This is a genomic window from Promicromonospora sp. CA-289599 (genome assembly GCF_050936155.1).
Taxonomy (GTDB): Bacteria; Actinomycetota; Actinomycetes; order Actinomycetales; family Cellulomonadaceae; genus Promicromonospora.
Map to the genome: position 1 here is coordinate 2,655,241 of NZ_JBNJNI010000001.1, position 24,907 is coordinate 2,680,147.

The following is a 24,907-nucleotide window of genomic DNA, read 5'->3' on the forward strand; positions in this document are numbered from 1 at the left end:
GATGGCCGTCACCGACATCACCGAGGTCCGCCGGACGAAGGCACTGCAGGAGCGGGCCGAGAACCGGGCTCTGACCAGACTGACCATCGGCCCGTCGCCCTGGGCGCGCGCCGGGGCGCTCGCCGCGCTCGTCGTGCTGGCCGGAGCCTGGCTCGTGCCCATCGTCTGGGGCGCCGTCACCAGCTTCAAGCACGAGGCCGAGGCAGCGCTCCCCGCGTCGTTGCTGCCCACCACGGGCTGGACGCTCGACGCCTACCAGAAGGTGCTCGGCAACAGCGACCTGCTGCTGTGGATGTGGAACAGCCTGGTGGTCGCCGTGCTGGTCACGGCGCTCACCGTGCTCATCTCCGCGATGGCGGCCTACGCGTTCTCGCAGACCCTGTTCAGGGGCCGGGCGCTCATGCAGTGGCTGACCCTCGCGGCGATCATGATGCCCGGGCAGATCCTCATCGTGCCGCTGTTCCGGGAGATGCAGGTCCTGGGGCTCGTGGACACGGTCGCCGGCATCGTCCTGCCGCAGGTGGTCGCTCCCGTGATGGTGTTCATCCTCAAGCGTTTCTTCGACGCGATCCCGCAGGAGCTGCTCGACGCCGCCCGGATCGACGGCGCGGGCTCGTGGCGGCTGTTCTGGACCATCGTGCTGCCGCTCTCGCGGTCGATCCTGGTGGCGGTCGCGATCTTCGTGTTCATCGGTGCGTGGAACAACTTCCTGTGGCCCTTCATCATCACGACCGACCCGCAGTTCATGACCCTGCCCGTCGGCCTGTCCACGGTGAAGGACGCCTACGGTGTGCAGTACGCGCAGAACATGGCCTCCGCGATGATCGCTGCGTTGCCGCTGCTCATCGTGTTCATGCTCTTCCAGCGCCGCATCGTCCAGGGTGTCGCGACCACGGGCATGGGTGGGCAGTAACAAGCGACAATCGGGTGTGGCCACTCCTACCCCGCACCCCTCACAGCGCCCGCACCTCGCCGCGGTGGTGGAGGACCACTTCTACGCCGCAGCGGGGTGGGTGCTCCGTCGCGCCGGCTGGCACCCCCGCCTCGAGACCTACAGCGGCTACGGCACGCCGGACCAGGTGCGGGTGCTTGCCCGCGTGCTGCTCTCCCGGCCGCGTCCCGCCGCCCCGGACCTCGAGGCGCTCCGCGCCGGCCGGCGCGGGTTCCGCCACTTCCTGACCGTCCCGGTGCCGCACCGCCGCGTGCGGCTCCAGGTCGGTGACCACGTCTCCGAAGTGACGAGCGACCGCGCCGGCTACATCGACGTCGAGCTGCCCACCGACGCCCCGCTGTCGGCCGGGTGGCACTCCGCGATCCTGACGGTGCTCGACGAGACCGACCCGTGGGAGGCCGAGGCGTTGATCCGGGTGCTCGACGAGCGGACCGAGTTCGGCGTCATCAGCGACATGGACGACACGACGATGGTCACCGCGGTGCCACGGCCGCTGCTCGCGGCGTGGAACACGTTCGTGCGGCACTCCAGCGGACGGCGAGCCGTACCCGGCATGCCCGAGCTGTACCGGACCCTGCAGCAGGCGCACCCGGACGACGCCTTCTTCTACCTGTCGACCGGCGCGTGGAACACCGCGAACACGCTGCGTGCCTTTCTCTCGCGGCACGCCTACCCGCGCGGACCGCTGCTCCTGACCGACTGGGGACCGACCCTCACCGGATGGTTCCGGAGCGGACCTGCCCACAAGGAGGCGAGCCTCGAGCACCTGATGTCGTGGTTCCCGCACGTGCGGTGGCTGCTCATCGGCGACGACGGTCAGCACGACCCGCAGATCTACGCGGAGGCCGTGGACCGGCGTCCCGATCAGGTGCTCGCGGTCGCGATCCGGCAGCTCACCGGCGGACAGCAGGTCCTCGCCGGGAACATCCCGGACGGCGGCACCCGGGCCGCCGACCTCGAGGTGCGTCCGGTGCCGACCGTCCACGGGCGGGACGGGGCCGAGCTGACCCGCCAGCTGGCCGCGATCCCAGGTGTGCTCGGTCCTAGGCGGTGACGAGGTAGTCGTCCGCGTCGTCGTCCCAGGCGAGGGACACGGCGCCGGCGGCCTCCGCGGCCTTCGCGAACTGCAGGAACCCGCGGAAGCCGAGCGCCTTCTCCGAGAAGTCGGGACGCTTCTTGCGCACGGCGTTCTTCAGCCCGGACAGCGCGGCCGAGCCGCTCGACTCCCGCACCACGTCACGCAGCAGCACGAACGCCGCATCGGTGTCGCCCTGCTCGGGCAGCGAGACCTCGGGGTCACCCGTCGACGGGCCCGCCGCGAGCTCGACGAACCCGCGGTCGGCGAGGAACCGCAGGAACTCGCCGAACGTACGGAACCCGTAGTCGGACTCGCTGAACGTCGGGTCCTTGCGCAGCAGCGTGCGCTTCAGGGCGGACGCCGTCACGGCGCCGCTCGTCGAGGACTGCAGGTCGGCGAGGGTCTGCGCCACACGTACCTCCATGGGCGCGTCGCTCGATGCCGGGACCTCCTCCTCGTGCTCGCTGACGTCGTTCTCCACCTCGGCCTCGGGCGCGACCTCGACGGGTGCGGGTGCGGGGTCGGCCTTCTTGCGGCGGCGGGTGGCGGGCTTCGCCTCGGGCTCGGCGACGACGTCGGGCGTGGAGGCCTCGGCGACGGCCTCGGCAACCGCTTCTGCGGCCTTCGCGCGCCGCGAGGTCGTGGGGGCCTTCTGCGTGGTGGCGGGGGCGCTGGCAGCGGCGGCGCGGTCCGGCGCGGCGGCCGGCCGACGCGAGCGGGAACCGCGCTTCGGGGCAGGGGCGCCCTGGTCCTCGTCGGGTACCTCCACGCCTTCGAGGCGGTCGTAGAAGAGGAACTCGTCGCAGGCGGCGGGCAGCAGCCGCGACGTCGACTTCTCGACGCCGACGCCGATGACGCGCTTGTTCAGCTCACGCAGCTTGTGGACGAGCGGCGAGAAGTCGCTGTCCCCCGTGCACATCACGAACGTCGAGATGTAGTCGCGCTCGAAGGCCATCTCGATGGCGTCGACCACCATCTTGATGTCGGCCGCGTTCTTGCGGGAGGCGCCCATCCGCTGGGTCATCTCGATCAGCTCGACCTGGTGCCGCGTCAGCATGCGGCGGTCCTCGTCGAAGTACGACCAGTCGGCATAGGCCCGGCGCGCGACGACGCGGCCGCGCACGGCGAGGGCGTCGGCGATCGGGCCGAAGTCGAACTGCATCCCGCCCAGGTGCTCCCTGGCGCCCAGCGCCAGGTTCTCGTAGTCGATGAAGACTGCAAGGCGTTCTTCGAGGTCCATGCTCGCCACTCTAGGGGGTTTCCAGGCTACCGAGCGAAAGGGTGAAATATGCCGTGTCGAGCGCCGCTGTCCCGGCCCGGGAGTCGCTCGTTCCCTACTATCGACCACATGGCCGAGGTGACCGCCGACCACGAGGATCCGATCTCCAGCCGGAGTCGCATCATCGCCGCTGCGGTGCGCCTCACCTGTGCCGACGGGTGGTCGAAGGTGACGATGGGCCGTCTCGCGGGCGAGGCGGGCGTGAGCAGGCAGACCGTGTACAACGCGGTCGGCAGCCGCGAGGACCTGGCCGAGGCGATGGTGCTCACCGAGTCGGCGAAGTTCATCTTCACGATCGTCGAGGGCTTCGAGAATCACCCGGACGACCTCCTGTCAGCGATCCACGCGGCCGTGGAGAACACGCTGGTGCTCGCCGAGGGCAACGCGTTGCTGCGTGCGGTGGTCTCGGCGACGCACGGCGCGGACACCGAGCTGCTGCCCTTGTTCACCACCCACTCGGAGCCGCTGCTCGGCACGCTGATGGTCGTGGTGCAGGACCGGGTCGACCAGTACGAGATCGACCTGGAGCCGGAACGGATCACGGCGATCATCGACATGGTGGTGCGGTCCGCTCTGAGCCACGTCATGCAGCCGACGGCGACACCGCGCAAGACCGCCGACTCGATCACCTGGTTCGTCGCCCGGATCCTCGGGCGCGCGGGAGAGCTCACCGGCTCCCGCGCTTGACGTCACGCGTCGGCGGAGGAGGATCGAGGCATGCGAATCGGCACCCACTTCATGCGTTTCGACTCGATGGAGCCCGCCCGGATGCGTACCGAGCTGGCGGACGCCGCCCGGTACGCGGACGACGGTGGCGTCACGTGGGTCTCCGTGATGGACCACTACTTCCAGATGGAGCACCAGGGTTTTCCGGCGTCGGACCCGATGCTGGAGGCGTACACGACCCTCGGCTATCTCGCGGGGGTCACCGAGAAGGTTCAGCTCGGTGCGCTGGTGACCGGCGTGACGTACCGCTACCCCGGCCTGCTGGCCAAGATCGTCGCGTCGCTCGACGTGGTCTCGGGCGGCCGCGCCACGTTCGGCATCGGCGCTGCCTGGTACGACAAGGAGCACGCGGCCCTCGGGGTCCCGTTCCCGCGGCTCAAGGACCGCTTCGAGATGCTCGAGGAGACGGTCCGGATCGCGCGCCAGATGTACGACCCGGACAACGACGGCCCCTTCGAGGGCAAGCACTACCAGCTCGCCGAGACCCTGTGCTCGCCCGCGCCGCTGTCCGGCCCGGAGATCATGATCGGCGGCTCCGGGGAGAAGCGGACGCTCCGGCTCGTCGCCCAGTACGCGGACGCGTGCAACCTGTTCGCCGAGACGCCCGAGCGGCTTCGCCACCTGCTGGACGTGCTGCACCGGCACTGTGACGACGTCGGCCGTGACCCCGCCGACATCCGCGTCACGATGCTGCACCGCGGTGCACCGATCGGCCCCGGTGACACAGGGGCGTTCGTCGAGGAGATGCGTGGCTTCGCCCGGCACGGGGTGGACACGGTGATCCTGCGCCCACCGGCGACCTCCCTCGCCGAGTGGGTCCGCGACGCGGTCCTCCCGGTGGTGGAGCCGTGCGCCGAGCTATGACGTTCAGCTGACCACCACGCTCAGCTGACCTCACCCGGCGCGAGGATCCGGCCCCGCCCGAGCACCGCCGGGCAGGTGGCCACGTGGTCGTCCACGAGCCCGCAGGCCTGCATCGCCGCGTAAGCGGTCGTCGGGCCGATGAACCGGAACCCCTGCTTCTTCATCGCCTTGCTCATGGCCTTCGACTCGTCGGTCCAGCCCGGGATGTCGCCGAAGGTGGCCGGGCGCTCGCGGGCGCCCGGCTCGGGGGCGAAGGACCAGAACAGCTCGTCGAGGGTACGGCCGGAGTCGTGCAGGGCGATGACCGCCCGCGCGTTGTCGATGGTGGCCTCGATCTTCATCCGGTTCCGGATGATGCGGGCGTCGGTGAGCAGCCGTTCGACGTCGTCGGAGCCGAAGGCCGCCACCTTCTCCGGGTCGAACCCCTCGAAGACCTCCCGGAACGCCGGACGTTTGCGCAGCACGGTGATCCAGGAGAGCCCGGACTGGAAGCCTTCCAGGGCGATGCGCTCCAGCAGGGCCTGCTCGCCGTGCACGGGCCGGCCCCACTCGTCGTCGTGGTACGCCTCGTAGAGCGGGTCGCCGTCACCGAAGCAGCGCAGCGCCGCACCCGGCGCCGCCGTCTTGCCTTCTGTCATGGGATCACTTGTCACGGCACCACTCTGACTCACGCCACTGACGGTCCACACGCTCTGGTCGCTCACCTGTGCACGACGTCCGAAAACCGCTGCCTGTGGTCGTGCCAGAAGCGTTGTGGCGCCGGGCGGAGGGGCTCATGACCCGTCGTCGGGCAGCGCGCCGCACCGCCGCAGGAAGGCCTCCACGCCGTCGAGCACCACAGAGATGCCGAAGGCGATGTCGTCCTCGGAGTGCGCGGTCATGGAGTTGTCCGGCCAGGTCGCGAACGCCTCGAAGAGGTTCGGGTACGTCGTGGGGTCGGCGTACCTGGAGAGGACGGTCTCGAAGTCGGCGTACGGGTTGGCCGCGTCGATCGCGGCGGGATCCAGCTCGGACTCCGGGGTCCCGTCGGGCAGCCCGGACTCCCGGACCACCTGCTGGACCGCCGCACGCCGGGACTCGATGTGGACGCGCGACTCGCCGAGGACGTGCTGCGCGAGCAGCCCGACGACCGCCAGCTTCGCGTCGGCGGGAAGCTCGATCGGGCGCATGACGCCGAAGGCCTGGTCGATCCAGCGCACCCGGTTCGGCCCCGGTGGCGCGGCGGACAGCGGCAGCTCGAGCATCCACGGGCGGGCGATCCCCAGCTCGATCTGGGCGCGCGTCCAGCGTTCGAGCCCGGCCCGCCAGCCGATGCCGGCCGGGATGTCGGGCAGCTCGGCGGCCACGGCGTCGGCCATCAGGACCAGCAGCTCCTCCTTGCCGGAGACGTGCCGGTACAGGGCCATGGGCGTATAGCCGACGGCGTCCGCGATCCGGGCCATCGAGACGGCGGCGAGGCCCTCGGCGTCGGCCAGGTCCAGTGCGGCCTGCACGATCTGCGCGGCGGAGAGTGCGGGCCTGGGCCCGCGCCGGCGGGGTGCCGTAGCGCCCCACAGCCGCTGCACGACCGCGGGCAGCTCGCGCGTCGCACCGGTGCCGTCCGGCTGTCCGGGCGGTACCTGCGGCTGCCCGGCGGGTTCGGGCGTGGTGTCGGTGCTCATCGGATCCCATCCTGCCCTGATCAGCCGCGCGAGCCGATCCGAAACTCTCTTGACCACATACTGTTTACGCCCCACACTAAAGCGCGTAGAGCATACACAGTAACTGCCTGCCGCCCCGGAGGAGAGAGACAGATGACAGCGATCGTGACGGCCGAAGGGCTGCACAAGTCCTTCGCGAGACGCGGCTCGTCGAGCCCGCCGGTGCTGGACGGGCTCGACCTGGAGCTCGAGGAGGGGCAGGTGCTCGCGCTGCTGGGCCCCAACGGTGCGGGCAAGACCACCACGGTCCGCATCCTGGCGACGCTGCTGCGGCCCGACGCGGGCCGGGCGACGGTCGCCGGGTTCGACGTGGCCCGGGACGCGCGCCGGGTCCGTGAGGTCATCAGCCTCACGGGGCAGCAGGTGGCCGTCGACGACAAGCAGTCGGGTGCCGAGAACCTCACGATGATGGGGCGCCTCGCGCACCTTCCGCGCCGGGTCGTGCGCGACCGCGTGGCGGAGCTGCTCACGGCGTTCGACCTGTCGGACGCGGCGCACCGGCAGGTCGGCACCTGGTCCGGCGGCATGCGTCGTCGGCTCGACCTGGCGGCGGGCCTGCTGACCCGGCCCCGCGTCATGTTCCTCGACGAGCCCACCACGGGCCTCGACCCGAGGTCACGGCAGGCGCTGTGGGACGTCGTCCGCGACGTGGTCGACGAAGGCACCAGCGTGTTCCTCACCACCCAGTACCTGGAGGAGGCGGACCGGCTCGCGCAGCGGGTGGCGCTCGTCGACGGCGGCCGGATCGTCGCCGACGGCACCCCCGCTCAGCTCAAGAGCCAGGTCGGCGAGGCGGGCGTCGAGCTGACGTTCGCCACGCCGTCCGACGTCGGCCGGGTGGCCCCCGCGCTCGGGGTCGCGACCGTCGACGGCATGCGGGTGCGCGTGCCCACCGACGGCTCGGTCGGGCACGTGCGGGCAGTGCTCGCCGCGGTCGAGGCCACGGGAGCGACACCGGAGCACTGGGAGGTGCGGGTGCCCAGCCTCGACGACGTCTTCCTCACCCTGACCGGGCACGTCGGCAAGGAGAGCTCGGCGCGAGCGACGGGGGCGGCGGTATGACGCACTTGGTGAGCGACGTCTCCACCATGGCGACGCGCAGCCTGCGCCTCGTCTCGCGGGACGTGGACGCCTTGATCACGGCGGTCGTGCTGCCCGTGATCATCCTCCTGATGTTCGTGCTCGTCTTCGGTGGCGCCGTCAACATCGGCACCGACTACATCAACTACGTGACGCCGGGCGTGATCCTGCTGGCCGCCGGGTTCGGCGCGGCGAACACCGCCCTGGCCGTGGAGAGCGACATGTCGAGCGGCATGGTGGACCGGCTCAGGTCGATGCCCATGACCGCCTGGACGGTGCTGTCGGGTCACGTGGTCGCGAGCCTCGTGAAGAACCTGGTCACCACCGCCATCGTGTTCGGGGTGTCGATGGCGCTGGGCTTCCGGCCCGAGGCCTCGGCCCTGGAATGGCTCGCCGCGGTGGGCATGATCCTGCTCTTCGTCGGCTGGATCACCTGGCTCGCCGCCCTCGTCGGTGTGCTCGTGCGGTCGCCCGACGCCGCCGGCGGCTTCTCGTTCTTCGTGATGTTCCTGCCCTACGTGTCGAGCGCCTTCGTACCGGTCGACACGCTGCCGTCCTGGCTGCGCGGCTTCGCGGAGCACCAACCGGTGACCCCGGTGATCGAGACGGTGCGCAGCCTGCTCTCGGGTGACGTCGCGTCGTCCGCGGACCCGACGGGCGTCGCGATGCTCGCCGTCGGCTGGTGCCTGGGGCTCGGCCTGCTCTTCGCGGTGGCGGCCGGCCTGGCGTTCCGTGCCCGGCGCTGACCTGGCGCACGTCCTGACCTTCCGACCTGACGAAATCCGGCTCCGACGAAAGCAGGTAAGGCCATGGCAACAGACACGACCACCGCGCCGGCTCCCGCCCGCACGCCACGGAAGGTGCGCTGGTGGCGGCGTCCCTGGATCGCGCCGCTGGCCGTCGTCACCGCGCTGTTCCTGGTGAGCACGCTGCCGCGCTACGTGGGCCTGGACCCCTCGCTCTCCCTGGTCCCCACCGACCGCGGCCCGGTGTTCTACCCGGCGCTCGTGACCCACATCCTCGCGGGCTCGGTGATGCTGAGCGCGGCCGTGCTGCAGCTCTGGCCGTGGCTGCGGGCCCACCACCCGCGGGTGCACCGGTGGAGCGGCAGGGTCTACGTGGCGTCGGCGCTCGTGACCGGCACCGGCGCCCTGGTGACCGCCCAGTTTCCGAGTGCGGGTGTCGCGCAGCAGGTCGCGAACACGCTCCTGAGCGTCCTGCTCCTGGCGACCACCCTGCTCGGCTACCGCGCGGTACGGCAGCGCCGGTTCGGCGACCACCGGGAGTGGATGATCCGGAGCACCGCACTGGCCTTCTCGATCGTGGCCAACCGGTTCTGGGCCACGGTGCTCATCGCCCTCTACGTCCCGGGGGCGCTCACCGACCCGGAGATCGGATTCGGCGCACCCGAGATCGAGGGCGCTGCGATCGCATCCGCGTGGGTGTCCTGGATCGTCAACCTCATGTTCGCCGAGTGGTGGATCCACCGGACGCCGAAGAAGCGCGGCCGGGCGCAAAAGGTTCGGTGAGTGTCGGTGCCTGGGGACACACTGTCCCCATGGCACAGACGACTGGCAGCGCGATCGGCTCGGGCGAGCTGGAACAGAAGCAGATCCTGAAGAAGTACCTCGGCGAGTCCCGTGCGGCCCTCCTGTGGAAGCTGGAGGGCCTCACCGAGAAGCAGGCCCGCTGGCCCCTGGTGTCCTCCGGCAACAACCTGCTGGGCATCGTCAAGCACTGTGCCAACGTCGAGATCGGCTACTTCGGGCAGTGCCTCGGGCGCGAGTGGCCGACCCCTGACGAGATAGTCCCCGACGCGGTGTTCGACGAGGACCCGCAGGCAGACTGGTACGCGACGGCAGACGAGTCGATCGCCTCGATCACCGACCTCTACCGGCGGGCCTGCGCGTTCACCGACGAGGCGATCGACACGCTCCCGCTCGACACGGTCGGGCACGTGCCCTGGTGGCGGTCCGGCGAGGTCACGCTGTTCCGCCTCATCGTGCACATCACCGACGAGACCGCCCGGCACGCCGGCCACGCCGACATCCTGCGTGAGCTCACCGACCGAACCGTGGGGCTGCGCGACGGCAACACCAACGTCCCCGACTGGAAGGCCGAAGAGCTCGCGGACTACATCGACAAGCTCAAGAACCTCGCGGAGCGCGCCGGGAATTAGCGTCCCGGCCATAGATTCGCCAAACTTCGGGCCATGCCCCTCACTGCGGAGCCGCCCGCACCCGCCGGACCGCCACTCGACCCCGCCGCCGTCGCGTCGAGCCCGCCTCAGGGCACGACTGCCGAGGTACCGGACGAGACCCAGCACCAGGTCATGACGCCCGGCAGGGACCGTGCCCCGTCGGACGGCGGATCGATGCGACCGCTGGTCGTCTTCCTGATCGCAGCGGCGGTCGCGCTGGTGGCCAGCATCGTGTTCGCGCTCGTCCACGTCGGCAACGAGCGTGAGCGGGCGCAGCTGGCCGACGCGCGCGCCGACATCGTGCAAGCAGTCGACGAAGGGCGCGCGGCCCAGGAGGGCCTGGCCCAGCAGATCGCGACGGCGGAAGAGGTCCTCGCGGCCTCCCGCGGCAAGGTGGCCGACGCCGACGTCCGCGACGACCTCATGGGCCACATCGCGGCAGCCAAGGAGCTCGGCGGGATGCGGCCGCCGGCCGTGCCCGGCACCGCAGCCCTCGACGCGACCGAGGACATCGACGCGCTGGAGGCCGAGGCGACCGAGTGGGCGACCACCGTGCGCACGACCGCGACCACCCTTGTCGCGGCGACCGAGGACGTACAGGCGTCGAACCGGCAGTGGCAGCAGGACCGCAAGGACGCGCGGGCCAAGGCCACCGCGGAGGCGGAACGCGCGCAGAAGGCCGCCGGCCGGCTCAAGACGGCGAAGGCCACGCTCACCTCGGTCACCGCGCAGCTCGAGATCTCGGTGCGCGACTCCGAGTACACCCTGACCTGGACCGCCGAGACCGGCGCCCCGGCCGCCGTCCGCAAGACCCTCATGACCCATCGTGCCGAGGGCAAGGCGGCGCTCGCGGCCGGGGCGAACCTGAACGACCTGCGCTCCGTCCAGGCGCTCGGCGAGCGGCGCGAGGCAGCGCGGGCAGCGATCGAGGCGGCGGCCTGGGATGCGCGCGCGACGGTTGCCGACGGCTCCAACGGACGGCTCGACGTGGACAAGCTGTGCAAGGTCGGGGTCGGACCCGAGGGGCAGGACCAGTACCTGCGCTGCGACGCGGCCGAGGCCTGGAAGAAGCTCGGCGCTCGGTTCGAGGCGGAGTTCGGCAAGCCGCTGCGTGTGGAGTACGGCTACCGGCCCTACGACTGGCAGCTCCAGGCGCTCGACGAGTTCGGCGGCGGGCAGGTGGCGGCGCCGGGAACCTCGAACCACGGCCTGGCGCTGGCGGTAGACGTGCCGGTGGACGACGGCTTCCGCTTCGGCCGGCCCGAGTACGCCTGGCTCGCCGCCAACGGCCCCGAGGTCGGCTGGCACCACCCCGAGTGGGCACGTGCGGGCGGTGGCCGCGAGGAGCCGTGGCACTTCGAGTACGCGGGCTGACGGCGGTGCGTCGGCGCTGATCAGGGCGTTTGCGTACGGGTTGGATAATGGAGCTGTGCAGTGCCCCCACTACGACGCCGGCCGCTGCCACTCCTGCACCCTCCTGGAGATCGACTACCCCACCCAGGTGCTCGACAAGGAGCGGCACGTCGCCGCGCTCCTCGCCCCCGTCCTGGCAGACAAGTCGGCAGACAGGTCCACAGCTGGCTCGACAGCCTTGTCCACAGACTTGTCCACAGGTTCGGCCCTGACCTGGCTGCCCCCGGTCCGGAGCGCGGAGTCGGCCTTCCGCAACAAGGCGAAGATGGTGGTGAGCGGCACCGTCGCGGAGCCCGTCCTGGGCATCCTCGACCGGGCCGGCCACGGTGTCGACCTCACGGACTGCGGGCTCTACCCGGACGCCCTGCACGCCTCGTTCGCTCCCCTTGCCGCCTTCGTCACGCGTGCGAACCTGGAGCCGTACCAGGTCTCGGGCGTCGGCAAGCGCGCGCAGCAGCGCGGCGAGCTCAAGTACCTGCTGGTGACGCTGTCGCCCGACGGCGAGCTCATGGTGCGGTTCGTGCTGCGCTCCCAGGAGGCGATCGCTCGGATCCGCAAGCACCTGGCCTCGCTGCAGGCGGATCTTCCGGCACTGGCCGTGGCTTCGGCGAACATCCAGCCGGCGCACGCCGCGGTGCTGGAGGGCGACCTCGAGATCCCGCTCACCGAGCGCACCACCCTCCCGATGCGCATCGACGACATCACGCTCGATCTACGCCCGCAGAGCTTCTTCCAGACGAACACCGCGGTCGCGACCGAGCTCTACCGGCAGGCCAGTGCCTGGGTCTCCGAGCTGAACCCGCGCAGCGTCTGGGACCTGTACTGCGGTGTGGGTGGCTTCGCGCTGCACTGCGCCGCGCCGGGGCGCGTCGTCACGGGTATCGAGATCAGTGCGGAGGCGGTGGCCGCGGCGTCGGGCACCGTGGAGAAGCTGCGCGACGGCGCGGGGGCGGCGCGCTTCCGTGACGTCACGTTCGCCGCGGGGGACGCGACGGCGTTCGCGATCGGGCCGGAGGCCCCCGAGCTGCCCGAGATGGTGATCGTCAACCCGCCGCGGCGAGGTATCGGCGCGGACCTGGCGCAGTGGCTGGAGGCTTCGGGGATCGAGCACGTCCTGTACTCGAGCTGCAACGCGACGACGCTCGCCAGGGACCTCGCCGCGATGCCGTCGCTCCGGCCGGTGCGGGCGCGCCTGCTCGACATGTTCCCGCAGACCTCGCACTACGAGGTGCTGGTCCTCCTGGAACGGGCCTGATCCGTCGTCCCACCTGCTCAGCCGGGCGAGGTGTCATCCTTCTTGGCCTGGCCCGGTGGGACCTGGTCCTTCTTGGCCTGGCCTGGCGGAGTCTCGTCTTTCTTGGCTTGGCCCGGCGGAGTCTCGTCCTTCTTGGCCTGGCCGGGTGGGACCTGGTCCTTCTTGGCTTGGCCCGGCGGGACCCCGCCCTTCTTCGCGAGGCCGGGTGGAGTATTGCCGTTCCCGGTCTCGCTCGGTGGGGTGGTGGCATCCGGCGTGTCGGGGCTGTCCGAGCCGTCGGGGTCGTCAGCCTGGTCGGGCGGCACGTCGTCCTGCTTCGCGAGGCCGGGCGGCAGCTCGGTCTCCTTCGTGAGGCCCTGGGGTAGCTCGCTGCCTTCCGCCAGCTCCGGCACGATCGAACGCGTCGGCTCGGGAAGGTTCGTCGGGTCCGCCGCCCGGGAGGTCGGCGTCGCCCCCCGAACCGCTGTTCTCGCAGCCTCCTCCGTCGAGACGGAGACGGTCCCGGTCTCGAGGAGATCAGGCGCGCCATCGAGTCCGCCCACCACTCCCGTCGTGACGGCAGTGGTGAGGAAGAGTCCGCTGGCCACGGTCGCCGTCAGGCTCACCGGATCGGTCAGCGCGCTGCGAACGGTCAGGACCACACGGGTACCCAGGGTGGCGAGCCCGCCGCCCAGCCCGGCTCCGGTCACACCCGCGGCCGCCAACGCCGTGCCCGTCTCCGCCGCGGTCGCCGCTCCGAGCAGGAGAACCGGTGCGGCGGCCCGCAGCATCCAGTACGACTCCCGGACGTCGACGAAGGCCCTGGTACAACCCGAGCACTGGACCATGTGGTCCTCGACCTTCTGCCGGCGGCCCGGCAGGAGACGGTTCCGCACGAAGTCGTGCATAGAGGCCCTGGTGGACTCACACTCGGCGTTGTCGGCTGCGCCGGTATGCGTCTCGGCGAAGCTGCTCGCGAGCCGGTTCTCGGCACGTCGGAGTCGGCGCTTGGCGGCGTAGGGCAGCACGCCTATCTCGTCGGCTATCGCGGCGACCGGACGGGACGCCACGTGGTGGTCCCAGAGAAGCTGTTGATCACCGGCGGGCAGCCGCTCCATCGCCGTGGTCAGCACCTCGAAGTCCAGAGCGCGACGGACCGGTGCGCTGAGGGTTTCCGCGCGCGAGGTCTGCTCGTCCGGAGAGCGGTCCTCGTGTGCCATCTCCTGCGCGGCGTCCACGGCTGCGGCGCTCCAGAAGGCGACGGGATCGGAGATGCCGCCCTGTCTCATGAGCTCCACGCACAGCAGCTCGAGCCCGCGGCTCGCCGCCAGCTCGGGGTCGATACCGGGTACCCGTCGCGAGACCGTGAAGACGACAGCACGACGGTGCGCCGCCCACTGGCTGAGGTCCGCGCTGGTGACCGTCACGCCGACTCCCTTCCGCACACGACAGCGCGCCGCGTGCCATCACGTTCCACGAAACCTCGGTCGTGCATGCTCGCAAAGAACGCACGCGCAGGGAAGACGCGGACGGCGTCGGCCGTCGATCTTGGGCTGTCGCCCAGCAATGCTGTGCGTTCGCACAGCGCTGAGGGGATGCGGGCCAGGTATGAGGCCCGCATCGCCATCAGTTCCCTACCGCTGACCCAGCGTCGTCGACGGCCTGGCCGGCGTTTCCGGCGACCGTGCCGAAGAACAGTGCCCAGATCTCGTCCAGCGTGGTCGTGGCAAGGTCGATCCCGGGCAGGTCGGAGAGACCCAGGCTGAGGAGCAGGGCGTCCAGTGCCGCGCCGGGGCCGGCGGTCACCGGGGGGTCCGGCGGGTCCGGGGGGTCGGGCGGGTCCGGAGGATCAGGCGGGTCTGTCGGCTCGGGAGGGTTCGGTGGCTCGGTGGGCTCTTCCGGCTCGGGCTGGGTCGGAGGCTTCACCGGGTCGGGCCGGTCCGTGCCGCTGTCCGGTGCCGGTTCGGGTGCCGAGGCCGGCGGGTTGTTCACAGGCTGGGAATCGGCAACCTGCTGCTCCGGTGCAGGGGCTGCGTCTTCCTTGGGTGTCGTGGCCGGGCGCGGCTGCGGGTCGGCGGGCGGGATCGACGGCGGTCGCTCCTGCGTGGGTCGCTCAGGAGAGCTCGGCGCGCCACCGCTACCGTCGGCACCGCCACCAGCACCACCGCCGCCCGCACCGCCGTCACCCGCGGCGGCTCCGGCGTCCTCGATCGCCTGGATCGGCGGCTTGTCGGCCTGGCTGGCGATCAGCGCCGCGGCGCCACCGCCGATCGCCAGCGCGGCCAGGACCCCGGCGGCGACGGCGGTCTCCTTCTTGCCGAACGAGCGCGGGCGCGCACCACTGGCACCGGCTGCACCGGCACCGGCGACGGCTCCGCCGACCCAGCCGCCTGCGATGAGGTGTTGTCCGAGGTCGCGGAGCATCCAGGACACCTCGCGGACGTCGACGAACGCGCGGGTGCACTCGGCGCAGCCGTCCATGTGGACCTCCAGGCGCCGTTGGCGGCGGGGCAGGAGGCGTCCTTTGAGGTAGTCGTGCATGGCGGCGCGGGTGGTGCGGCACTCGGGTTCGTTGACGTCTTGGGCGTGGGCGGCGGCGAAGGCGCCGGCGAGGCGTTCTTCGGCGCGGCGCAGGCGCATGGTGACGGCGTGGGGGCGCACGCCGAGAGTGGTGGCGATGTCGGCGACCGCGCGGTCGTGGACGTGACGTTCGAGGAGGAGGTTGCGGTCGTCGTCGGCGAGGTCGGACAGTGCGGTGCGGAGCATGGTGACGTCGGCGTGGCGTTCGGCGTCGAGCTCTGCTCCGGCGACGGGGGGTGTGAGGCGGTCGAGGGTGTCGTCCTCGACCACGTGGGCGCGTCCGGCTTCGCGGGTCATGCTGATTGCTTCGTTGACCGCGGCGCGTCGCCAGTAGGGGGCGGGGTCGTCGATGGTGGTGCCGGTGGAGGCGAGGCGGACCATTTTTTCCAGGGCCCGGCTGGCGGCTTCCTCGGCGTCGATGCCGGGTACGCGTGCGGCGACCGAGCGCACGACGTTGGAGCGGTGCACCACCCAGTCGTCAATCCGCAGGTCACCAGTCGTGGTCACGCGCTCTTGCCCCCCTCTGCGCATAGTGTCCGGATTTGTTGCGCTGGCCAATGATCGCACCACAACTCTGTTTCCGCGCAAGTGTTCGGGATCTTCGGCCGCGGGCTCTGTCCTGTTCATCGGTGCTCACCTCCGGTTGGTCGCGAACGTGGTCGACACGACGTCGAGGCCCTGCGGCCCCGACGTCGCGTGGATGACCGCCAGCGCGACCTCACAGGTCGCGGCGATCAGGTCGCTCGCCCCCCAGGCGTCCGCGAGACGGTAGAGGTTGACGGCATCACCCTCCGCGTACGCGCGCAGGTATTGGGCGCCCAGACGAACGAGTTCGGGGTGCTCGGTGTGTTCCATGCAGCCCAGACGCTCGAGGTGCGGAGATGTCACAGCACTTCCGGGATTTTTCTTCGATTTCTCCCGAGACATCCGTTTGGGCCCTGTATGCGGCCGAATCGGACGCCCGAAACAGCAGTCAGCAGGCAGCCTGGACGTCGCGCGTCGCCCTCCGGCAGGACGTGTGATCCAGGCCACATGCGACGGCTTCGAGAAGTGCTGTGACTTCCGGGGCGTGCGCGCGTCTTAGGTGCGACGCGGACGAAGTTCGGACCTCGCTGGGGGCGGGCCGAGCTACGACGCGTCGGACGGGAGCCATGGTTCGGAGCGCGCCCCCCGCACACCGGACCATGGCTCTCGTCCAACGGCGCGAGCGCCGGCTCGGACCTCGCTGGCGGCGGACCGAGCCGGCGCTCGTGCCCTGGGTGACCAGGGGCGGCGTCCTGCCCGAAGTTCCTTTACCCGGCTCGACGGGTGCACGTATCGTTGCCGCATGCGCAACGCACGCTCGCTGCTTACGTAGCCGCACCGGACCAGCCCCTCGATCGGGCACACCCGGTGCGGCCGCCCCTCCTTGCGAGGGGCTTTTTCGTGCCCGGACCCGATCGACGCACCGGAGAGCGAGAGCGATGAGCGCGACATACCCCACCCCCCGACCGACCGACGAGGGCTCGGCGCAGGACCGCCTGTACGAGGCGTCCGACGACGGTGCCCGCCCCCGCCGGTACCTGCTGACGATGTTCCCGTACCCCTCGGGCGACCTGCACATGGGCCACGCCGAGGTGTTCGCGATCACCGACGTCGTGGCGCGGCACTGGCGGGCCAAGGGCTTCGACGTGCTCAACCCCGTCGGCTGGGACTCGTTCGGCCTGCCTGCCGAGAACGCGGCGATCCGCCGTGGCGAGCACCCCGCCGCGTACACGGAGACGAACATCGCCACCCAGGCGGCGTCGATCCGGCGCTACGGCGTCTCGTTCGACTGGTCCAGGCGCCTGCACACCCACGAGCCGGAGTACTACCGCTGGACCCAGTGGCTGTTCACCCGGCTGCACGAGCGGGGGCTGGCCTACCGGGCGGCGGCAGAGGTGAACTGGTGCCCGAAGGACCGCACGGTGCTGGCCAACGAGCAGGTGGTCGACGGTGCGTGCGAGCGCTGCGGCACCGGCGTCGTCGCCCGGACACTGACGCAGTGGTTCTTCCGGATCACGGCGTACGCGGACCGCCTGCTGGACGACATGGAGCTGCTGGAGCCGGGCTGGCCGCCGCACGTGCTGACCATGCAGCGCAACTGGATCGGCCGGCAGGACGGCCCGGACGGCGCGACCTACCGCCTGCACGACTGGCTGGTGTCCCGGCAGCGGTACTGGGGCGCGCCCATCCCTGTGGTGCACTGCCCGGAGTGCGGTGAGGTGGTCGTGCCGGACGACCAGCTGCCCGTCGAGCTGCCCCACCTGGAGGGCGCCCAGCTGGTCCCCGGCGACGTCTCGCCCCTGGCCGGAGCGCGTGACTGGGTACGGACGACCTGCCCGCGGTGCGGCGGCCCGGCGGAGCGGGACACGGACACGATGGACACGTTCGTGGACTCGTCCTGGTACTTCCTGCGCTACCTGTCCCCGGGTTACGACGGCGGCCCGTTCCGCCCCGAGGACGCCGCGCGCTGGATGCCCGCCGCGCTGTACGTGGGCGGGGTGGAGCACGCGACGATGCATCTGCTGTACGCGCGGTTCGTCACCAAGGTGCTGTACGACATGGGTCTGGTGCCCTCGTCCGAGCCGTACGCGCGGCTGATGAACCAGGGCCAGGTGGTCAACCACGGCAAGGCGATGAGCAAGTCGCTGGGCAACGGCGTGGACCTGGCGGCGGAGCTGGACCGGCACGGGGTGGACGCAGTCCGGCTGGCGATGCTGTTCTCGGGTCCGCCGGAGGACGACGTCGACTGGGCGGACGTCTCGCCGGAGGCGATGCGGAAGTTCCTGGCCCGGGTGCTGCGCCTGGTCCCCGACGGCGCGAACCCGGACCACCGCTGGTCGAGCCTGTCGGGACCCGGGTCTGGACACGCCCGACCAGCGGACGGACAGGTCCGACCGGCGGAGAGCCTGCGCAGGGCGGTGCATCGCACCGTGCACGACGTCGACGGGCTGGTCGAGGCAGGGCGGTTCAACGTGGCGATCGCCCGGCTGATGGAGCTGGTGGGCGAGGTGCGGCGGGCGACGTCGGACGGCGGGGCGGGCGAGCGCGCGGAGACCTACCGCGAGGCGGTCGAGGCGGTGGCCGTGCTGCTGAGCCTGTTCGCCCCGCATGCCGCCCAGGAGCTGTGGGAGCGGCTGGGGCACACGACGCCGGTCGCGGCGCAGCCGTGGCCGGCGGTGGATCCGGCGCTGCTGGTGACGACCGAGGTGGAGGCGGTGGTCCAGGTGGACGGCAAGGTGCGCGACCGGCTGCCGGTGCCCGCCGACGTCACGGCGGCCGACCTGGAGCGGGTGGCCCTGGCCCGGCCGACGGTCGCCCGGGCGGTAGGTGACCGGACGGTGCGGCGGGTGGTCGTGCGGCCGCCGCACCTGGTCAACGTGGTGCTCAGCTGAATCGCGCCAGAAGTATTGACCAGGTCTGACCAGACCAGAGACACTTGGCTCATGACTGCGATGACCATCTACGAGGCCAAGACCCACCTTTCGCGCGTTGTCTCACTTGCGGAGGAAGGAACCGAGACGATCCTCACGCGGCACGGCAAGCCGGTCGCGCGCGTCGTGCCGCTCGCGCCGCACCGGTCAGAACGCAAGCCGGGCGTCCTCAAGGGCAAGGTGTGGATCGCAGACGATTTCGACGACATGACCGAGGGCGAACTGACGGACTGGTACGGCGCATGAGGATCCTCGCCGACACACACATCCTGCTCTGGTGGCTGATGGATGACGGGCAACTGTCCGAGCGGCACCGAGAGGTCCTTGGCGATGCTGCCAACCTGGTCGGGTTCTCCGCCATCAGCATCGCCGAGATCGCGATCAAGGAGTCGATCGGCAGGCTGAAGGTCGGTGTTGACATCACGCGATACCTGCGAGACCAAGGATTCCTGGAACTTGAGTTCGCCTCGGAGCACGCCAGGCAGCTTCGCGACCTGCCATGGATCCATCGTGATCCGTTCGACCGCATGCTCATTGCCCAGGCCCAGGTCGAGGACGTCGCCCTCATGACCGTGGATCAACGCATCCCGAAGTACGACGTCAGGATCGTCTGAGTTCCGACGCGATCCACGATCACCATGAGTCAGGCGCCGGTGCCGCCCTCGTCGAGCTTCGTGCGCAGCGAGCGGAGCTCGGCGAGGATCTCGCGGTTCTGCGCGGCCAGGTTGTCGAGTCGCTCGTCCTTCTGCGCGTCGTCCTTGCGCTCCTCCTCGGAGATCTCCTCCATGCCGTTGACGATGACGGCGATGAACAGGTTCAGCACCGCGAAGCTGACCACCAGGATGTAGAGCACGAAGAAGACCCAGGCCCACGGATGGGTCTCCATGACCACGCGGGCGATGTCGGGCCAGGCCTCGCCCGTCATGGCCTGGAACAGCGTGAACAGCGAGGTCCCCAGGTGCCCGAAGTACTCGGGCGCGGCCTCACCGAACAGGCCGGTCGCGATGACCGCCGCCACGTAGATGACCAGCACCAGCAGGGCGCCCACGGCACCCATGCCCGGCACGGCCCGCAGTAGGCCGTCCACCACGCGGCGCAGCGACGGCACCACCGTGATCACACGCAGCACGCGGAGCACCCGCAAGGCACGCAGGGCGGACAGGGACTCGCTGGCGGGGAGCAGGGCGATGCCGACGACGGCGAGGTCGAACAGGTTCCACGGGTCGCGGAAGAACTTGCGACCATGGGCGACGATCCGCAGGAGCAGCTCGACCACGAAGAAGCCGAGCATGGTGTGGTCGATGACCATCAGGATGTCGAGCGCAGTTCCGCTCACCATGGTCTCTGCGCCCAGGATCAGGGCGTTCGCCAGGATCACCACGAGAACGAGGTTGACGAACCACCTCTGGTCGAGGAACGCGCGGAGCCGCCCCCTCCAGGTGCGCGGTTCGATCCGCGACTCGGCCGGTGTGCCGATCGCCTGGTTCATGCGGTCTCCCTTGCTGTCACGTGCCCGGGGCCCCTGCCCCGGTCCTGCCTCGGGCCCTTGCCCGGCCGAACTGTAGCGCGGGTGTTCGGCCGGAGATTCCGCTGGGCGCAATGTCCCAATTTGGGAGTGATTCGGCGGGTCCGGTGGCAAGTCGGCGCGATCAGTGCTGAGGTAGTCGCAAGCAAGCCACACCACTCTGGAGGAAACACATCATGGGTTTCTTTGCGTTTCTCATCCTCGGGCTGATCGCCGGCGTGATCGCCCGTATCGTCATCCCGGGCAAGCAGCCGGGTGGCTTCTGGCTCACACTGCTCCTCGGTGTGCTCGGCGCCATGCTCGGTGGGTGGCTCGGCGGGCTCATCTTCGACATCAGCCTGGACGAGTTCTGGTCCTGGGAGAGCTGGCTCTTCTCGGTGATCGGCGCGATCATCGTGATCCTGATCGTCCAGGCCATCTTCGGCCGCCGCAAGACTGCTTGATCGCAGCACACCGCGGCCGCGGAGCCATCCTCGTCCTTCTGACGTCGATGGTCTCCGCGGCCGCGGTCGCGTGTACGGGTGGCGGCGCGCCGTCGTCCACGAAGGGTGCGGTGCCCGACGACGTCGCTTCCCGGCTCAGCGTCGAGGTGGCGCAGGGTCGCGAGCAGTACGCCGAGCGGGAGATCCGGCTCGAGGTCACCAACGACTCCGACGAGACGATGACTCTCCTCTCCGGGGCCCTGCGGACCGAGCAGTTCGGGCCGTCGCACCCCACCAAGGAGGGGCGCACCCTCGTGCTGCGGCCCGGCGCCACGCGCGCTGTCTTCGTGGGGCTGGGCGAGGCGCGTTGCGCGGACCCGGCGGCGGAGGACGGTGCCGCGACGGCGGCCGCGCCGTCCGCCACGATCACGCTCGCTCTCGGCGAGGGCGACGACCTGGGTCCGGCGACCGACATCCCCGTCGACGAGGTGGGCGATCCCATAGGGCACCTCGCCCGGAACCACACGGTGGACTGCTCGGCAGCGGCCGTAGCGGCGGGTGCTGACCTCACCGTCGATCCCGACGTCCCGGTCGAGACCCGCGACGGCGAGCTGACCGCCCTGGTCACCCTGCGGATCGAGCGGGTCGACGGCGGCCCGGAGGTCACCCTCGACCGGATCGCCGGGACCACCCTGATGAGCAATGCTGACCCGGGCGGCGAGGCCTCGGGCTGGGTCGGCCGGGACCTGGCGGGCCAAGGGTCCGGCGAGGTGGCCCTCGCCGTGGTGCCCGCTCGCTGCGACGTCCACGCGGTGGCAGAGGACAAGCGGGGCACGTTCCTGCCGGTGTACGCGCGCGTCGACGGCGTCCGGCAGGAGCCGGTCTACGTGCCGATGCCCGACACCGCGCGCTCCGACCTCTACTCCTTCGTCGCGGACTACTGCGACTGGCCGGAGTGACCGACCCCGGACACGCGAGAGGCGCCGCCTCCGGCGTCGGGCGGAAACCCGGCGCGGAGGCGACACCTCGCGATGTACTGCGGTAGCTCAGGCTCTGTGGCTGGCTCAGGCTCTACTTGTATCCTCTGGGCCTGCGGTTCCGCTCCGGCTCAGACGACGCGGATGAACGTCGGGCTGTTCTGCCACATCTCGGTGTAGCGCACCGGCATGCCGGCCGCCCACGCCTCGATGATCATGCCGTCGCCCGCGTACAGGGCCACGTGGCCGGGCGTCCAGACGATGTCGCCGGGCTCCGGGTAGGTGACCTGATAGCCGGAGCTGAGCATCGCGCTCGAGGAGTGCGGAAGGTTCACGCCGAGCTGTGCGTACGTGTACTGGATGAGGCCGGAGCAGTCCATGCCCTCGGCCGGCGACGCCCCACCGAGCACGTACGTGATGCCGAGGTAGTTGAAGGCGATGTTGATGGCCTGCTCGCCCAGCGGGACCGGGTCCGGTGCGTCGACCGAGACCACGGCGGGGCCGTCGCCCTTCTTGCCGTCGGCGCCCGAGGAGGTGCCCAGCGCTTCCATCTCGATCGGCATCTTCGCGTCGGACGGGACGGTAACGGTGGGGGCCGCGGCGACCGCCTGCTTGGCCACCGCGGTGAGGGATTGCAGGTCGACCGTGTTCAGCTTGGCGGACTTCACGTCGGTCTTCAGATCCATGGCGGGGGCCGCGTGGGCCGTCGTCGCGATGGTCGAGATCAGGACGCCACCGGCTGCTGCGGCGATGGCTCCTCGGCGGGCTACGGTGCCGGCGTTCTCTGTGGCGGTACGAGCAAGGATGGTCAGCGGTGTCATGGCCGGACGGCTGTCACGATGCCGTCCGCGAATGGAGTTCGTCACCTAAATGTCTCCTGTACCGCCTGCGAGGTCAGCTGTCGGGTTCGGGTAGGAGTACACACCCGGCCGCACGGCTACTGGGGGGTTCCGTCCGGCTTCACCCCGAGGGCGACGATGGTGCTGTCGCCCGGGAAGGTGGGTCCCCCGCTCCTGTCTCGAACGTCTGGTCATGAACCGGTGACAGGATTCGGCGTCCGATTCACGGCCTCACCGATGTGGTGGGGCAGAAGTCAAAGTACACACGTTCCCCAGAAAAGTCACGATCGGGTTACGCATTCCGGTCCCACCCGCAGAAGGCGCAGATTTGCGCCGTTCCGGTCTTCATGGGCTATGACCGACATCACATACATCGGCTACCGTTCGGCGGCATGGGTGAAAGCGCATATCGCGTCTCCGCCTGGTGGGTGCTTCCCATCAGTGCCGTCGTCTGGTGGGTGTGCGGGTTTCTACCCTGGCTCCTGCAGGTGTTGTACGAGGTCACAGGTCTTGCCGAGGCTTCGGCAGTGCGCTCCGCCGGATTCCTGCCGCTCCCGTTCACCGCCGACGACGCGGTGGTCGGCCTGGTCGTCATGGCGTTGTTCGGCGGCCTCCTCGGCGGCCTCACCGCGGGCATCCCGGCTTCGGGAAGGGCTGGCGCGGCTGCCGCGACGACGGGCACCTTGCTCGCCATGTCCGCAGCGGGCGGTGCCTCGTGCCTGCTCGCGATCCGCGGTAGTGCTCCCGGTGACGCCGCGCCGCTCGGGATGCTCGTCGTCACCGTCACTGCCGGGGTCGTGGGGCTGGCGGCCGGCCTCCTGGTGGCCCTGGGCCCGGCCGTCCTGCGTGGGCCCGCCCTGGCCCTGCCCGTCGTGCTCCTGGACGGTTGGCTGTGGGGTCTGGTGCCGGGCAGCCTGGTGTCGCCCACCGGAACGTGGTGGATCTTCGCGGTGGCGCTCGGTATCGCGTTCGGACTGGCGGTGGACAGCCGGCCGCTCGAGCTTCTCGGCTGGCTGCCGACCGCGGGCATCGTATGGGTGCTGCAGGCAGCCGGGCCGGCCCTCCTGGCCGTGCAGGAAAACATCTGGCCGGGCTCCGCGCTCACGGAGAACCCGCTGTCCGCAGCGGCGATCGTGGCGCACGAGCTCGCCTCGGCGGCCATGGTGCCCGACACGCACCAGCTGGGCGCCTGGGTGGTCGCCCTGCTGCTCGGTGCGGCGATCGCAGCGCTCCGGCTCTCCCGGGAAGCGGCGGACGAGAGCGAGCTCTCCGAGGCCTGGGCCTGAGGCGTCAGCTCGCGCCCGTGCTGATTGCGAGCGTGTAAATTTTCACCCGCCGTGCGTTGCGGGCCCTGTTCGACGCTTGTCCGGTCCCCGTAGGTTTGTCCAAGTTCGGGGGTATCCGGCCCGCGAGCGAACACAGGGGGCACACATGAACAGGAAGTCACTCGTCGGCGCCGCCACCTCCGCCGCGCTCGCCGTGGCGGTGCTCGCCGCCGTGGCACCCGGTGCGCAGGCTGCCACCGACGACCCCCTCCGGGACAAGCAGTGGGGTCTGGACCAGATCAACGCCGAGGCCGCCTGGTCGGCCGGTACGGGTGAGGGTGCGGTGGTGGCCGTCGTCGACACGGGCGTCGACTTCGACCAGCCGGACCTCGCCGGCCAGCTCCTGCCGGGTGCCACCTTTACCGGCTGCGCGGACGTCCGCCCGTGCGGCGACGGGGATTTCAGGGGCCCTGACGGCCAGAACGACGGGGACGAGCACGGCACGCACGTGGCAGGCATCGTCGCCGCCGCGGCCGACAACGGCATAGGCGTCGCGGGCGTGGCTCCCGGTGCCAAGGTCCTCCCGGTCAAGGTCCTCGAGGCCGGTACGGGCTCGTCGCAGGACATCGCTGACGGGATCCGGTGGGCTGCCGACAACGGCGCCGACGTCATCAACCTGTCCCTGGGCTCGGCCCCTGGCGGGCAGCTGCTGACGATCATCGGCCTCGACACCCTGATGCGCGACGCCATCGCGTACGCCCGCGAGCGGGGGGTGCTCACGGTCGCGGCGGCAGGCAACTCGTCGACGCCGCTGTGCAGCGACCCGGCCTTCACCAGCTCGGCCATCTGCGTGGGGGCCACGGACTCGGCCGGGCTCCACGCCTACTACTCGGAGCTCCCGATCAAGCTCGACCTGAAGAGCGTCTCGGCGCCCGGCGGCGCGGGCGGTCTGAACGGGTGCGACGGCGACGTCTGGTCCACGGTGCCCGTGGGCACGGGCTCGGACACGTGCGCAGGCGGCAGCTACGACGCCTACGCGGGCACGTCGATGGCGACGCCGCACGTGGCAGGGGTCGCGGCGCTGCTCTACGGCCAGGGCCGGTCGATGACAGAGGTCGAGAGCGCGATCCTCGGCACCGCGCGCGACCCGCTCCTGGGCCTCGTCGGTGTGTGGACCCCGCTGTACGGGTACGGCATCGTCGACGCGGCCGCAGCGGTCGCGTACTGACCTGATCCGCGAAGTAGGGCGGAAGTAGAGTGCCTGTCCGGCTTCCGCAGGTCTACCCTGTGCGGAAGCCGGACAGGCGCTCTACTGCGC

General features: G+C 70.7%; 25 protein-coding genes and 1 riboswitch. Of the genes, 17 read left to right on the forward strand and 8 right to left on the reverse strand.

What is annotated here, in order from left to right:
* Nucleotide 1: 1 nt before the first annotated feature.
* Nucleotides 2-913: a carbohydrate ABC transporter permease gene (locus tag ACQEVI_RS11805; RefSeq protein ID WP_432898603.1), complete on the forward strand. Its 912-nt coding sequence runs from the start codon at nt 2-4 to the stop codon at nt 911-913.
* A 16-nt stretch (nt 914-929) separates the two neighbouring features.
* Nucleotides 930-2,006 (forward strand): App1 family protein, encoded by a 1,077-nt coding sequence (locus ACQEVI_RS11810; protein ID WP_432898606.1) that lies wholly within the window; start codon nt 930-932, stop codon nt 2,004-2,006.
* On the opposite strand, the gene ACQEVI_RS11815 is transcribed toward ACQEVI_RS11810, so the two are convergent.
* Nucleotides 1,996-3,270 carry an NYN domain-containing protein gene (locus ACQEVI_RS11815; RefSeq protein WP_432898609.1) on the reverse strand — a complete coding sequence of 425 codons (1,275 nt, stop codon included), beginning with the start codon at nt 3,268-3,270 and terminating at the stop codon, nt 1,996-1,998. The two genes, ACQEVI_RS11810 and ACQEVI_RS11815, sit on opposite strands and share 11 nt — an antisense overlap.
* Before the next feature lie 108 nt (nt 3,271-3,378).
* Between ACQEVI_RS11815 and ACQEVI_RS11820 the strand changes: the two genes are divergently transcribed.
* On the forward strand, nt 3,379-3,996 hold the full coding sequence (locus ACQEVI_RS11820; RefSeq protein WP_432898611.1) for a TetR family transcriptional regulator: 618 nt from the start codon (nt 3,379-3,381) through the stop codon (nt 3,994-3,996).
* Nucleotides 3,997-4,026: 30 nt separating this feature from the next.
* Nucleotides 4,027-4,899, forward strand: coding sequence for an LLM class F420-dependent oxidoreductase (locus ACQEVI_RS11825; RefSeq protein WP_432898614.1), 873 nt, complete (start codon nt 4,027-4,029; stop codon nt 4,897-4,899).
* A gap of 20 nt (nt 4,900-4,919) precedes the next feature.
* On the opposite strand, the gene ACQEVI_RS11830 is transcribed toward ACQEVI_RS11825, so the two are convergent.
* Nucleotides 4,920-5,537: a DNA-3-methyladenine glycosylase I gene (locus tag ACQEVI_RS11830; RefSeq protein WP_432898617.1), complete on the reverse strand. Its 618-nt coding sequence runs from the start codon at nt 5,535-5,537 to the stop codon at nt 4,920-4,922.
* Between the two features lie 135 nt (nt 5,538-5,672).
* On the reverse strand, nt 5,673-6,560 hold the full coding sequence (locus ACQEVI_RS11835) for a TetR/AcrR family transcriptional regulator (RefSeq protein WP_432898620.1): 888 nt from the start codon (nt 6,558-6,560) through the stop codon (nt 5,673-5,675).
* Between the two features lie 132 nt (nt 6,561-6,692).
* Here ACQEVI_RS11835 and ACQEVI_RS11840 point away from each other — a divergent pair, with 132 nt between their 5' ends.
* From ACQEVI_RS11840 to rlmC, 6 genes are all read left to right on the forward strand, one after another.
* Nucleotides 6,693-7,661 (forward strand): ATP-binding cassette domain-containing protein, encoded by a 969-nt coding sequence (locus ACQEVI_RS11840; protein WP_432898623.1) that lies wholly within the window; start codon nt 6,693-6,695, stop codon nt 7,659-7,661.
* A gap of 8 nt (nt 7,662-7,669) precedes the next feature.
* Nucleotides 7,670-8,425: an ABC transporter permease gene (locus tag ACQEVI_RS11845; RefSeq protein ID WP_432898626.1), complete on the forward strand. Its 756-nt coding sequence runs from the start codon at nt 7,670-7,672 to the stop codon at nt 8,423-8,425.
* Between the two features lie 63 nt (nt 8,426-8,488).
* A complete protein-coding gene (locus tag ACQEVI_RS11850; protein WP_432898629.1) occupies nt 8,489-9,208 on the forward strand; it encodes a DUF2306 domain-containing protein in 720 nt (239 codons plus the stop codon).
* Nucleotides 9,209-9,237: 29 nt separating this feature from the next.
* Nucleotides 9,238-9,858 (forward strand): DinB family protein, encoded by a 621-nt coding sequence (locus ACQEVI_RS11855; protein WP_432898631.1) that lies wholly within the window; start codon nt 9,238-9,240, stop codon nt 9,856-9,858.
* A gap of 33 nt (nt 9,859-9,891) precedes the next feature.
* Entirely contained in the window at nt 9,892-11,253 is a 1,362-nt protein-coding gene (locus ACQEVI_RS11860; protein ID WP_432898634.1) for a M15 family metallopeptidase, read from the forward strand.
* 55 nt (nt 11,254-11,308) lie between these two features.
* The gene (rlmC, locus tag ACQEVI_RS11865) at nt 11,309-12,547 is read left to right on the forward strand and encodes a 23S rRNA (uracil(747)-C(5))-methyltransferase RlmC (protein ID WP_432898637.1); all 1,239 of its coding nucleotides are present in this window, start codon (nt 11,309-11,311) and stop codon (nt 12,545-12,547) included.
* Between the two features lie 17 nt (nt 12,548-12,564).
* Here the strand turns inward: rlmC and ACQEVI_RS11870 are convergent, their stop codons facing one another.
* From ACQEVI_RS11870 to ACQEVI_RS11880, 3 genes are all read right to left on the reverse strand, one after another.
* Nucleotides 12,565-13,953: a hypothetical protein gene (locus ACQEVI_RS11870; RefSeq protein WP_432898640.1), complete on the reverse strand. Its 1,389-nt coding sequence runs from the start codon at nt 13,951-13,953 to the stop codon at nt 12,565-12,567.
* 199 nt (nt 13,954-14,152) lie between these two features.
* On the reverse strand, nt 14,153-15,613 hold the full coding sequence (locus ACQEVI_RS11875) for an RNA polymerase sigma factor (protein WP_432898643.1): 1,461 nt from the start codon (nt 15,611-15,613) through the stop codon (nt 14,153-14,155).
* Nucleotides 15,614-15,739: 126 nt separating this feature from the next.
* Nucleotides 15,740-15,961, reverse strand: a complete 222-nt coding sequence (locus ACQEVI_RS11880; protein WP_116673088.1) for a hypothetical protein — start codon at nt 15,959-15,961, stop codon at nt 15,740-15,742.
* A gap of 608 nt (nt 15,962-16,569) precedes the next feature.
* Here ACQEVI_RS11880 and ACQEVI_RS11885 point away from each other — a divergent pair.
* Genes ACQEVI_RS11885 through ACQEVI_RS11895 form a run of 3 tightly spaced genes read left to right on the forward strand, consistent with a single transcriptional unit; the run spans nt 16,570 to nt 19,175 of the window.
* Nucleotides 16,570-18,522, forward strand: a complete 1,953-nt coding sequence (locus ACQEVI_RS11885) for a class I tRNA ligase family protein (RefSeq protein ID WP_432898646.1) — start codon at nt 16,570-16,572, stop codon at nt 18,520-18,522.
* Between the two features lie 51 nt (nt 18,523-18,573).
* A complete protein-coding gene (locus tag ACQEVI_RS11890) occupies nt 18,574-18,807 on the forward strand; it encodes a type II toxin-antitoxin system Phd/YefM family antitoxin (protein ID WP_432898649.1) in 234 nt (77 codons plus the stop codon).
* Nucleotides 18,804-19,175: a type II toxin-antitoxin system VapC family toxin gene (locus ACQEVI_RS11895; protein ID WP_432898651.1), complete on the forward strand. Its 372-nt coding sequence runs from the start codon at nt 18,804-18,806 to the stop codon at nt 19,173-19,175. Before ACQEVI_RS11890 ends, ACQEVI_RS11895 begins: the two co-directional genes overlap by 4 nt.
* A gap of 29 nt (nt 19,176-19,204) precedes the next feature.
* Here the strand turns inward: ACQEVI_RS11895 and ACQEVI_RS11900 are convergent, their stop codons facing one another.
* The gene (locus tag ACQEVI_RS11900; protein ID WP_432898653.1) at nt 19,205-20,050 is read right to left on the reverse strand and encodes an ion transporter; all 846 of its coding nucleotides are present in this window, start codon (nt 20,048-20,050) and stop codon (nt 19,205-19,207) included.
* A 212-nt stretch (nt 20,051-20,262) separates the two neighbouring features.
* Between ACQEVI_RS11900 and ACQEVI_RS11905 the strand changes: the two genes are divergently transcribed.
* Both ACQEVI_RS11905 and ACQEVI_RS11910 read left to right on the forward strand, forming a co-directional pair.
* Nucleotides 20,263-20,529 carry a GlsB/YeaQ/YmgE family stress response membrane protein gene (locus ACQEVI_RS11905; protein WP_432898656.1) on the forward strand — a complete coding sequence of 89 codons (267 nt, stop codon included), beginning with the start codon at nt 20,263-20,265 and terminating at the stop codon, nt 20,527-20,529.
* Entirely contained in the window at nt 20,526-21,467 is a 942-nt protein-coding gene (locus ACQEVI_RS11910) for a hypothetical protein (protein WP_432898659.1), read from the forward strand. The genes ACQEVI_RS11905 and ACQEVI_RS11910 overlap by 4 nt, the downstream gene beginning before the upstream one ends.
* Before the next feature lie 149 nt (nt 21,468-21,616).
* On the opposite strand, the gene ACQEVI_RS11915 is transcribed toward ACQEVI_RS11910, so the two are convergent.
* Nucleotides 21,617-22,306: a C40 family peptidase gene (locus ACQEVI_RS11915; RefSeq protein ID WP_432898662.1), complete on the reverse strand. Its 690-nt coding sequence runs from the start codon at nt 22,304-22,306 to the stop codon at nt 21,617-21,619.
* Between the two features lie 47 nt (nt 22,307-22,353).
* A riboswitch (cyclic di-AMP (ydaO/yuaA leader) is annotated at nt 22,354-22,551 on the reverse strand.
* A 165-nt stretch (nt 22,552-22,716) separates the two neighbouring features.
* Here ACQEVI_RS11915 and ACQEVI_RS11920 point away from each other — a divergent pair.
* Nucleotides 22,717-23,610, forward strand: coding sequence for a hypothetical protein (locus ACQEVI_RS11920; RefSeq protein ID WP_432898665.1), 894 nt, complete (start codon nt 22,717-22,719; stop codon nt 23,608-23,610).
* Between the two features lie 145 nt (nt 23,611-23,755).
* Entirely contained in the window at nt 23,756-24,817 is a 1,062-nt protein-coding gene (locus ACQEVI_RS11925) for a S8 family serine peptidase (protein ID WP_432898668.1), read from the forward strand.
* Nucleotides 24,818-24,907: the final 90 nt, after the last annotated feature.